At 58.0% G+C, this 11,142-nt stretch carries 7 protein-coding genes; 3 read left to right on the plus strand and 4 right to left on the minus strand.

Annotation, left to right across the window (positions count from 1 at the left end):
* Positions 1 to 247 precede the first annotated feature (247 nt).
* Entirely contained in the window at positions 248 to 1,261 is a 1,014-nt protein-coding gene (locus tag F1529_RS14360; protein WP_007148738.1) for an AraC family transcriptional regulator, read from the plus strand.
* A 148-nt stretch (positions 1,262 to 1,409) separates the two neighbouring features.
* On the opposite strand, the gene F1529_RS14365 is transcribed toward F1529_RS14360, so the two are convergent.
* Together F1529_RS14365 and F1529_RS14370 are read right to left on the minus strand one after the other, a co-directional pair.
* Positions 1,410 to 1,724, minus strand: coding sequence for a DUF2288 domain-containing protein (locus F1529_RS14365; RefSeq protein ID WP_007148927.1), 315 nt, complete (start codon positions 1,722 to 1,724; stop codon positions 1,410 to 1,412).
* Between the two features lie 282 nt (positions 1,725 to 2,006).
* The gene (locus tag F1529_RS14370; protein WP_155135647.1) at positions 2,007 to 3,419 is read right to left on the minus strand and encodes an alkaline phosphatase D family protein; all 1,413 of its coding nucleotides are present in this window, start codon (positions 3,417 to 3,419) and stop codon (positions 2,007 to 2,009) included.
* A 95-nt stretch (positions 3,420 to 3,514) separates the two neighbouring features.
* Between F1529_RS14370 and F1529_RS14375 the strand changes: the two genes are divergently transcribed.
* Entirely contained in the window at positions 3,515 to 6,298 is a 2,784-nt protein-coding gene (locus F1529_RS14375) for a hybrid sensor histidine kinase/response regulator (protein WP_155135650.1), read from the plus strand.
* Between the two features lie 265 nt (positions 6,299 to 6,563).
* On the opposite strand, the gene F1529_RS14380 is transcribed toward F1529_RS14375, so the two are convergent.
* Together F1529_RS14380 and F1529_RS14385 are read right to left on the minus strand one after the other, a co-directional pair.
* Positions 6,564 to 8,663: an ATP-binding protein gene (locus F1529_RS14380; protein ID WP_155135653.1), complete on the minus strand. Its 2,100-nt coding sequence runs from the start codon at positions 8,661 to 8,663 to the stop codon at positions 6,564 to 6,566.
* Between the two features lie 62 nt (positions 8,664 to 8,725).
* Positions 8,726 to 8,869, minus strand: coding sequence for a hypothetical protein (locus F1529_RS14385; RefSeq protein WP_155135656.1), 144 nt, complete (start codon positions 8,867 to 8,869; stop codon positions 8,726 to 8,728).
* On the opposite strand from F1529_RS14385, the gene metG reads away from it, so the two are divergent.
* Positions 8,868 to 10,901, plus strand: a complete 2,034-nt coding sequence (metG, locus tag F1529_RS14390; RefSeq protein WP_155135659.1) for a methionine--tRNA ligase — start codon at positions 8,868 to 8,870, stop codon at positions 10,899 to 10,901. The two genes, F1529_RS14385 and metG, sit on opposite strands and share 2 nt — an antisense overlap.
* The last annotated feature ends 241 nt before the right edge of the window (positions 10,902 to 11,142 follow it).

The raw sequence follows: 11,142 nt of genomic DNA on the forward strand, positions 1-11,142 counted from the left end.
TCTCTCTCCCTAACATCAGGACAAAAGCGTGACGTAAGTCACCGTTTTGAGGGTTTTCGCGCCACATATATCGCAAAATGGTGCGTTATTACGCACAGAGCGATGTACTATCGTACGAAGTGGCTACCTTACGAGGGAGAGGAAGAGCAACATATGGCGCCAGACGCCAGCCAAACAGGGAGTGTGTCGCCAAAAACCAATGCCGTTTCAAAACAACGACATAAGAATAAAAGATTAGAGGCAACCCATGTTCAGCAAACACATCTCCATGTTCCGCAGTGACCTGCGTTACTGGCAGCGCCAAGGGCTCGATCTGCTGGAACTGTTTACCAACGCCAGTTTGCCGGCATCTCTACTGACCGAGAATGATGAGCGTCTGGACGTGTCCGCGATTCATCGGCTGTTCGAGCAGGCGGAAAGGAAACTTGGTGACCCGGCCATGGGCATTCGCATTGGCCAACAAATTCTCCTCCCCGATATCGCCCCCCTGGGGGATGCCCTGCACTACTACCGCGATGGCTGGCAGGCGCTGAAAGTCCTGGAACAGTACTGGCCGCTACTCACGGAAGCCCAGCAAGTAACCATTCACCTGCAAGACGAGTATGTTGCGGTGCGCTGCGCTGCCAATGGTGACGCCCCACTCCATACCATGCAGACCCATGCCGTACTGAGTGGTTTTTTGCGGCTGGCAGACGTGGCTCTGGGCGTGCAGGCCAGTGAAGACGTCCACGTTCACCTGCGAGAGAACACTGCCCATACCGAGCTGTTCAGTGCTTTATTGAAGGCCCCGGTCACCGCGAGTCGCGAGCACGATCAGGTGCTGTTCCCTGCCCACATTCTCGATACGCTCAACCCCAATCACGATGACGAGCGTTTTCAGCAAGCGCTGATCCACTGCGACAAGACCCTGAATTCCCTGCGCGATCACCACCTGATTGACCTGATTCGCGAACGCCTGCGCCATCAACTGGAGGAAGGCCATTACGACCAGCAGGCTTTGGCCAATAGCCTGAACATGAGCGTGCGCAACCTTCAGCGGCGCCTGAACGCACACCATACCCGGTTCCGGGATCTGCTCGATCAAGTCCGCGCAGAACTGGCCGAGCAACTGGTCCGCTACAGCGAGGCAGGCTTTGCCGAGATCGCGCAGCAGCTGGGTTATGAAGATCCCTCGTCATTCAACAAGGCTTTCAAACGGTGGCTGGGGCTGCCCCCCGGCGAGTACCGGACACGGCATCAGGACTCGCCCCCCACCGCATAAGCCGCAGTGAGGGAGGCGGAGTCAGGGTCGAGCAAGAAAGTAGGAATCGAAAGGGGCGGCATTCCAGATGCCAGGAGCGTTACCCACTGGGCAGCGTTACCGCGTGACAAACGCTCTATTGCCGACGAGTCTGTGGCAACAGATCGAGTTACTGCACGGACTCCGGCTGCACCAGCACCCAGGGCGGTAGCACCACTGTCCACAAGCCTTTATCTGCCGCGAACCACGCCGCTGCCTGCTCATCGGTAACCTTGTCGACCTGGGCCTTGTCCCGCCACAGGGCAATTTGCGCGGCCTCATCGTCTGAAAACGCCAGTGCGACTTCAATCAAATCCAGTTCCGGCGCCACATAGACCGTCTGGCCACGGGCAAAGAACGGCTGTAGCTCTTTCCAGCTAGCCTTGGCGGTTTCCTGATTGAGTTTGGCTTTGAGGATTTCCCGCTGTTCTACTTGCTCAGACATGACCGACTCCTGCTGTGAAGCAGTACATTATCGGTGTTCTGTTATGGGCAATCAAAGGGGAAAACAGGAAAGAGGACACCCCAGAAAAAGAAAAGCCCGCCATTTGGGGTTGGCGGGCTAGGCTGTACCGGGCCGAAATCGAACATCCGTGTTCCATCGCGTCCTTGCAAGATCCACTTTAGGGAAACGGCCTACCCGGGGTAAGACGAAAAAAGCGCCAACTCATGTAAGCTTTTCGCCATGGGCAGCATGAGAAACCCGCCACCCTCTCTCACGGACCGCTTACCATTCGATGGTTCGGCTTGCATCCGGCACTGGCCGGTTCCGGCGATCGAACAACGCAAATCGGGCGCCCCTGTCATCGAAGGACACCACCGAAAATGCATTGTCGCTAAAGACCTCACCCGGCACGCTGACTTGCCCCAACGGGCGCCCCCAGCCGCTATAGAGCAGCCCCGGCACCCGAATCATCGGGCGATACCAGCGGAACGCAAACAAGGCGGTGGGCCAGAACAGCCCGGAACATGTCCAGCTATGTACCTTTTTGCCACCGTTCAAGGTCAAACTGGCATACAGGGAAGCATGCACATCACCGCTAAGCACCACCAGTTTCTGGCTCGCACTTTTTGCCATCGCAGCCAGTAGTCGCTGGCGCTGATGGCGAAAGCCTTCCCAGGCATCTTTGCCACGAAACGGGCGCCGCTGTTCCGGAAACATCACCACGGAAGTCACCAGCACCTTGACGCGCTCGGGGTCACGGTCCAGCCATTCGACGAACGCCTGCTCCTGCACCTCGCTGATCATCTTGCGTTGCCAGGGCCAGCGGCTAAGCACCCGCTCGGTACGCACATCCATTACAAAGAAATCCGCCGGACCACGGGAAAAGGTGTACCAGAACTTATCCGGGTCACGGTCCAGATAGGTGCCAGCCTCATTCAATGGGGCCGCCGGAGAATGAGATGCCTGGTAAATCTGGTATGCCTTGATCGCTGCCGGATACTTGTTCGTCCATAACTCGGCGTCGGCCTTGGCCGGCCAGTTATTCTCAATTTCATGATCATCCAGGATCATGTAGCTGTTGGTTTCCCTTAACAATTTGGCCAGGTGCTTCTGGGAAAAACTGGCCCGATAGAGGGAATCGAAATCGTCACGGGTGGCCGCCGCGCCAATGCTGTACATGGAATCGGCATAGACCTGATCACCACCAAACAGGACAAAATCCGGTTTGTGCTGCTCCGCCTGCACCGACATTTCCGCAAAAATCTTGTCGGCGCGATCATCCTGGATAATCCCATCCAACCCGACAAACCGGTAACAACAGGAACCAAACAAGAAGGTTGTCTGATCAGCCGTGGGCTGATCGGTGGAAAAACAGCCGCTCTCAATGGCGTGCCAGTCCAGTGGCTCACCATCCTCTTCGCTGCGCACCCAACCGGCCTGATACTGGTAGCGGGTGCCAGGCTCAAGCCCGTTGATCACCACCACCCCGGAGCCATCGAAGTTGCCATTAAGGCGAAACTTACGGGGTTCAGACCAGCTGTCGCCCCCCTGTTTGCGCCAGCGAACCCGCCCCCACATAAGCTTGTTGCCCGCGCCCAGCTCCCCTTGCGGCAATGCCCCGAAAAGGCGCACATGGCTTTTCCCTGACTCACCGGTAATTGGCCCCACCGCAAAGCGGTTCACTATCCCTGTCATCTGTTATTCTCCCCCTGCATTGAGCCCCCCGGCTCACGCTGCTAGCATCACTGATTAGAGGTGATGTCACCCCGTCTATTCAGGATAAAGACACTTTGTTCAAGGACTCGAAAGCCGCTCTGCTTTTGTTCGTCGCTTTTTTCTCGATTTGCCTGTCTTCCCTGGCTTCAGCCAAAGGGCCGGACACCCAAATCATCGGCGAACAGCAGGAACACATGCACCCCTATCAGGGCCTGTACACCTTCTGCACGCCTGCGGATCAGTCGCCCGGCATTAATGCCATTCTTCAGCGCACCGACCTGCCCTGGCAACCATCCGGAGCCAGCACGCCGAATTTAGGCTTTACCACCGATCATTGCTGGTTCCGCTTCTCAGTTCGCAATCTTAATCGACTTCATCCTGACTGGCAGCTGCAAATCGACTACGCCATGCTCGGTGAAGTGGATGTCTACCAGATCGATGCCGGCGGCACGCTGGTCGCCCACTTTCAGGCAGGCATGGACCGGGATTTTTCCGTACGCCCAGGCACAGCCCCGACGCCCGCGTTCCCGCTGACCTTACCCACAGGCACCGACAACGACATTTTCCTCAAGGTCGCCTCTGCACACAGCATCCAGCTGCCGCTGGAATTACTGTCACAGGAAAGTTACAACGCCTCGACGCAAACACAAAGCGTGGTGCAGGGAATTTTCTTCGGCGGCATGCTAGTGATGATTCTCTATAACCTGTCGCTGTTCTTTTCCATTCGCGAAAAAGTCTATTTGTTGTATGTGTGCTGGTCCGCCGTGGTCACCCTGTTCATGGCGGTATTGCATGGCTATGCCCACCGTTATCTGTGGCCGCATTCCACCCTGATCAGCCAGTACATGATTCATTACCTGCTGCCCCTGATTGTGCTGCTTCCGCCACTCTTTACCCTGCACTTTCTGTCGCTACGGGAAAAAGCACCGCGCCTGGCCATGTGGCTGCAAATGCTGGTGGGCATTGGCACCGTACTCTTTCTCGCGGCGCCTTTTACCAGCCGCACTTTCCTGATTCCGATTTCCGTCAGTGCCATTTTGCTGATGGATTTCAGTATCTTCTTCGTCGGCCTGATCCGCACCCGCGCCGGCGACCCGGATGCGCGCATTTTCACCATTGCCTGGTCCTGCTTTATTGTCGGCGCAGCGGCCATGGCACTGAATAAATACGGCGTTGTTCCACGCAATTCTCTGACCGAAAACCTGGTACAGATAGGCGTCTTTCTGGAAGTCGTGCTGCTTTCCCTGGCTCTCGCCCGGCGCATCAACCGCTTGAAGGAAGCCCATTCCGATTCCGTGCGCGACCGTGCCATCGCGGAAATGGAAGCCTTCAAGGCCGGCGCCAGAAACCACGCCAAAAGCGAATTCCTCGCCACCATGAGCCATGAAATTCGCACGCCCATGAACGGCATCATGGGCATGACCGACCTGCTGCGCCGCACCAGCATGACCCATCAACAAGCGCAATATGTAGGCACCATTTATCAGTCCACCCAGTCGTTACTGACCGTCATCAACGACATTCTCGATTACTCGAAGATCGAGTCCGGGAAACTGGAGCTGGATTACCAGCCTATTGCACTGGAAAACATCGTCGATGATTGCGTGCGGCTGTTTGCCCTGCGTTCCAGCGAAAAATCCCTGCCGCTGTATATTCATATCGACAGCCGGGTACCTGAACGCATCAAAACCGATCCGATTCGCCTCAAGCAAATCATTACCAACCTGCTCAGCAATGCCTTCAAATTCACCGACCGCGGCCACGTCGCCCTGCACGTGAACCTGAAGCAACCGGTGAATAACAAGGGCATGTGCGTGCTGATGATTGAAGTGGTCGACACCGGGATCGGCCTGGATGAAGGCCAGCAGTCGTCCCTGTTCCAGGCGTTCAGCGATCTGTCTGCCAAGGGCAAACACAACGGCGCCGGCCTTGGGCTGGTGATCTGCAAGCGGTTGATCGAGCTGCTCGGCGGTGATATCGGCGTCTCCAGCTCTCTGGGCCGCGGGGCCACATTCTGGCTATCCCTGCCGGTGGAAGTGGAAAAAATTCAGAAACAACCGGTGCTGGCAAACCGGACCGCCGCGATCATCTCCAGCACTGCCCCGCAATTGCTAAGCCTCTCGCAGATTCTCAGCCGTTGGGGCGCCAAGACGCTGGAATACCGTGACGTCATTACCGCGCTTGATCCCGCCAGCCCCAGCCAAGCCGTGGACTATCTCATCGCGGAACTACCTGTGCTGGAAGATCCCCACTACGTGGAACGCCTGCGCGCTCACTTCGACAACCCGGCACTGGTGCTGTTGCACCCCACCGGGCAGCCGCTCAGCGACACCCTGCCGGAAGATCTGCTACTGATAGAAACGCCCTTTTCCTGTCAGGCGCTGAAACGCAGCCTGCTCACCGGCCCCGACGAATCGCGTGCTCCATCCACCACGAAAGAACCACTGATCCGGCTGGACCGCGCCAATATGCTCAAGGTGATCGTGGCGGAGGACAATGCCGTCAACCAGCTGGTGATCGACAGCATCCTCAAATCGTTAGGTATCCATGCCACGCTGGTCAGCGACGGAGCGCAGGCTGTAGAGCAGGTCCGCAACCATCCGGATTACTGGGATATCATTTTCATGGACTGTGAGATGCCGGTGATGGATGGCTACCAAGCCACCCGGGAAATTCGTGCCCTGGAAACCGCCCAGGAGACACCACCGCATTGCTGGATCATCGCCCTGTCGGCCCACGCTACCGGTGACTATGTGCAGAAAGCCCGCGACGCCGGTGTGGATGACTACCTCAGCAAACCGGTCTCCCAACAACAGGTCCACGATGCACTCAGGCGTGGCCAGGGAACCTCTGGATAACTCCTTACGTGCTCAGTCTTTCAGGCTGGCTCGCAATCTAGGCGCGTTTTTGAAGGTGTATGTCCATCCATCGAAAAAGCGCAACAACGAGTGCGGGTCAGCCTGGAAGACCCGAAGGGCGCGGCCTGGAGCGCACATCTGCTGCGCCCTGTCTCTAGGAAAGGGAGCCACCCTTACCGTCGAGACAAGACACAACAGCTGTACGCTCCAGGTCACGCTGAGCATGCAAGGAGTTATCCAGAGGTTCCCCAGGTTTCCAGAAACATTAGCGGCTAACGGAAACCTCTGACGGGTTAAGGAGCTGCGCGCACACCGCCAGCAACTCCCTGACCCGCACCGGTTTACCCAAAAAGGCATTGCAACCGGCTTCCAGGCAGCGCTGGCGATCCACCGCCAGCACGTTGGCCGTCAGAGCCAGCAGAGGCCCGTCAAACCCCCGATCGCGCAGGGCCTGCGCAGTCTCATAGCCATCCATCACCGGCATCTGCATATCCAGTACCACCAGGTCGTAAGCGCCGTCTGCGTCATGAAAGACCGCACAGGCTTCTCGCCCGTGCTCTGCTTCGGTTACCCGCATGCCCACCTGCTCCAGCACCTTGCGCACAAACAGACGGTTCACTTCGTTGTCCTCCACCAGCAACGCCCGCACCCCCTCCAGCGCAGCCAGCGCTTCCCGGGACGCAGGCAGGGCATCCGGCCTGTCGCCAGCGGTTTGTGAAACCGTGTCACAGGCACGCACCAGCGGAATATCCAGCACAAAGCAGCTACCCTGGTTCAGGGTACTGAAGACCTGGATGTCACCGTCCTGGGCACGGGCCAATTGTCGCGCGATGCTCAACCCCAGACCGGTACCGGTATAGCGGCGTGTATGCGATGCATCCGCCTGGGAGAAGGGCTGGAAGATGCGGCTCAGCTCGCCTTCACTGATGCCAATCCCGGTGTCTTCCACTGACACATTCAGACGCGACGCCTCTTCATCCCAGTTAACCCCCACATGCACCCGCCCGCGCTCGGTAAACTTCACCGCATTACCAATCAGATTGACCAGTATCTGGCGCAGGCGGAACGCATCCCCACTGACCGTTGGCGGCATGTCCGTCAGGTAATGGATACGCAGGTCAATGTCTTTCTCGGTGGCCCGCAACTGCAAGCTGTCGATGATTTCATCAAGCAGCACCCGGGCAGAAAACAGCCGTTGTTCCGGGTGCAGTTGGCCTGCCTCGATCCGTGACAGATCCAGCACATCATTAATCAGCGCCAGTAGCGCATCGCCGTTGTGCTGGATGATGGTCAGGTAGCGCCGCTTGTCTGTGGCACTCAGCGAGCCATCGCGCAACAGCTCGGTGTAACCGAGAATCGCCGTCATTGGCGTGCGGATTTCATGGCTGATATTGGCCAGAAACTGGCTTTTGGTCTGGCTGGCATCCTCTGCCTGCATCCTGGCTTGCGCGAGCTGGGTCTGGGCATGGTGAATACTGTCCACCATGGCATTGAAGTCTTCCGCTAGGGCACCGATCTCATCGCGGCCGAGCACCGGTACACGCTGGTCCAGCGCCCCACCACGGGCAATCGATCGCACGGCGTTATGCACCAGCCGCAAACGCCCAAACAGCATGGGCTGAATACGGCAATTGATGACGAACACGGTTATCGAGGTCAGCACCACCATAATCAGCGCCACCAACAAAACCGCATAGAGCATACTCTGGTAACCGTCATGGGGGATCTCGACAATCACCGCCAGCGGCGTGCCCCCGAGGAAATCCGGAATGGGAAAACGCCCCTGTAACTGCCCGCCTTCCACCTCGCCCAGACCCCGCATTAACTGGCCGTCACTCTGGGCTTCCTGCACGTACAAGGCATGCCCTACCCGCTCGGACAGGTAACTCAACCAGCCACTATCCAGCCACACCCCCAGCAGATAGGCCTGACAGCCATTTTCCACCGCAGTACTGAACAGCAAAGGCCTGCCTTCTACCTTCACCACCCCCCAAATCGGCATGCAGCCCTGTTCAGTGAAACGCCGCGCCAAGGTCTCGAACACCGGCGAATTCACTCCCGGCTCCCCGTTATCCCAACGAATGGCATCGTTATCCAGCGCCATCATCAGGTCCAGGTGGCCAACGCCCCCCTGATTCAGCGGCGCCTGCTCGGGCTGCTGGCTCCAGTCCTGCGCCCGTACCCGCAACACCGACAACTGGTCCAGGAAAGCGGCTTCCACCTTGCCCAGCTCACGTTCCGCATTGCGCTCCGCGAGGGTATCCACCAACGACAGGTTTACCCAGTACAGGGCCACCGTTGCCAGCGCCACACAAATAGCGGCAGAGACCACCAGTAACCAGCGAATACGAACTCTCAGCGACATTGCCCACCCCCTCACAACTAACCGCAAACCCTAGCACATCGCCGCACCGCCACAACGCCCGTTCACTCCAGCGGTGCCGTTCCCGGTATGGCCGTCAGCACGCGTACAAAACCGGCACCGCAGACAGCGAAGAACACAGGATGAAAAACCCCGGCAGCCCCCGTATCATAGGCCACCCATTTTTTGGAAATCGATGCCGTTCCCATGAGTGACACTCCCCGCAAGATACTGGTCACCAGTGCCCTTCCCTACGCCAATGGCCCCATTCATCTCGGCCATTTGCTGGAATACATCCAGACCGACATCTGGGTTCGCTTCCAGAAGCTCCGTGGCCAGCAGTGCACCTATGTCTGCGCTGACGATGCCCACGGCACCGCCATCATGCTCAAGGCCGAGGAAAACGGCATCACCCCGGAGCAACAGATTGCCCAGGTGAAAGCGGACCACGAGCGGGACTTTGCCGACTTCCAGGTGAATTTCGACAACTACTACAGCACTCACAGCCCCGAGAACCGGGCGCTGTCAGAAATGGTTTTCCAGCGCAACAAGGATGCCGGTTACATCCTGGAAAAGACCATTACCCAGCTGTACGACCCACAGAAAGGCATGTTCCTGGCCGATCGCTTCGTCAAGGGCACCTGCCCCAAGTGCAAGAGCGAAGACCAGTACGGCGACAACTGCGAAGTCTGTGGCGCCACCTATACCCCGGCAGAGTTGATCGATCCCTATTCTTCGGTCAGCGGTGCCACCCCGGTGGAAAAGGAAACCACCCAGCTGTTCTTTGACCTGCCCAAGTTCGAAGCCCTGCTGCGCGAATGGACCCGCTCCGGCGCCCTGCAGGAGCAAGTAGCCAACAAACTGCAGGAATGGATCGAAGACCTGCAGCCCTGGGATATCTCCCGTGAAGCCCCCTACTTCGGCTTTGAGATCCCCGGCTACCCGGGCAAATATTTCTACGTGTGGCTGGATGCCCCGATTGGCTACATGGCCAGCTTCCAGAACTATTGTGATCGCGAAGGCCTGAGCTTCGACGATTACTGGGGCAAGGACTCCACCGCCGAGCTGTACCATTTCATCGGCAAGGACATCATCAACTTCCATGGCCTGTTCTGGCCCGCCATGCTGGACGGCGCCGGGTTGCGCAAACCCACCGCCATCTACAGCCACGGCTTTGTCACCGTGAACGGCGCCAAAATGTCCAAGTCCCGCGGCACCTTCATCAAGGCCCGCACCTATCTGGACCACCTGAGCCCGGAGTACCTGCGCTACTACTTCGCCGCCAAACTCTCCAGCCGGGTAGATGATTTCGACCTGAATCTGGAAGACTTCGCCCAGCGAGTGAACTCCGACCTGGTCGGCAAGTTGGTCAATATCGCCAGCCGCACCGGCAACTTCGTGAAGAAGTTCGGCGGCACGCTCAGTACCGACCTGGACAACATGATGCTGGTGCGCGAAGTCCAGGAAGCGGGCCCACGCATTGCCGATTTCTACGAGAAACGCGAATTCGGCAAGGCCATGCGTGAAATCATGGCACTGGCCGATCACGCCAACGGCTACATCGCCGACAAGGCGCCCTGGAGTCTGGCCAAGGAAGAGGGCAAGGAGCAGGAAGTGCTGGCCATCTGCAGCACCGCCATCAACGTGTTCCGCCTGCTGGTGATCTACCTGAAACCGGTTTTGCCGGCGTTGGCCGAGCGTGCTGAAGCCTTCATGCAGGTGGAGCCGCTTACCTGGGCAGACGCGGACCAGTTGCTGCTGGGCCATGAAATCGCCAAGTTCAAACCCCTGCTCAACCGTATCGACATGGCGCAGGTCGAAGCCATGCTGGCGGATTCCAAAGACAGCACGCCCGCACCGGTTGCCGACAAGCCCAAGAAAGCAGACGCGAAAAAAGCGGACGCAGACGACGACACCATCAGCATTGATGATTTTCTCAAGGTAAAACTGCGCGTGGCCCGTGTGGCCAAGGCCGCTCACGTGGAAGGCGCCGACAAGCTGCTGCAGCTGACACTGGACGTGGGCGAGCTGGGCGAGCGCAACGTCTTCGCCGGCATCAAAGCGCGTTACGCACCGGAAGAACTGGAAGGCAAACTGGTGGTACTGGTAGCCAACCTGGCACCGCGCAAGATGAAGTTCGGCGTTTCCGAAGGCATGGTACTGGCCGCCGGCCCCGGCGGGGATGACATTCACATCCTCAGCCCGGACAGTGGCGCCAAACCGGGCATGGAAGTGCGTTAAACGGACGTGCGCTAATTAGCGACATAAAAAAACCGGCCAACGCCGGTTTTTTTATGTCTGTCTGAAATCAAACCACAGCAGAAATGTCGGGTTACGGCTACGCCTAACACGACCTACGAATGTACGCGGGTAGATACCGTCTCTCTGAATGAACCACAACCCCTCTCACATGGGTTGTGGTTCATATTCTTTCTGGTGCGCCAGCACGCCATAAGCAATGTGCACCAGTTTTCTCATCGCT

The organism is Alcanivorax sp. VBW004 (genome assembly GCF_009718865.1).
In the GTDB taxonomy this organism is placed as follows: Bacteria; Pseudomonadota; Gammaproteobacteria; order Pseudomonadales; family Alcanivoracaceae; genus Alcanivorax.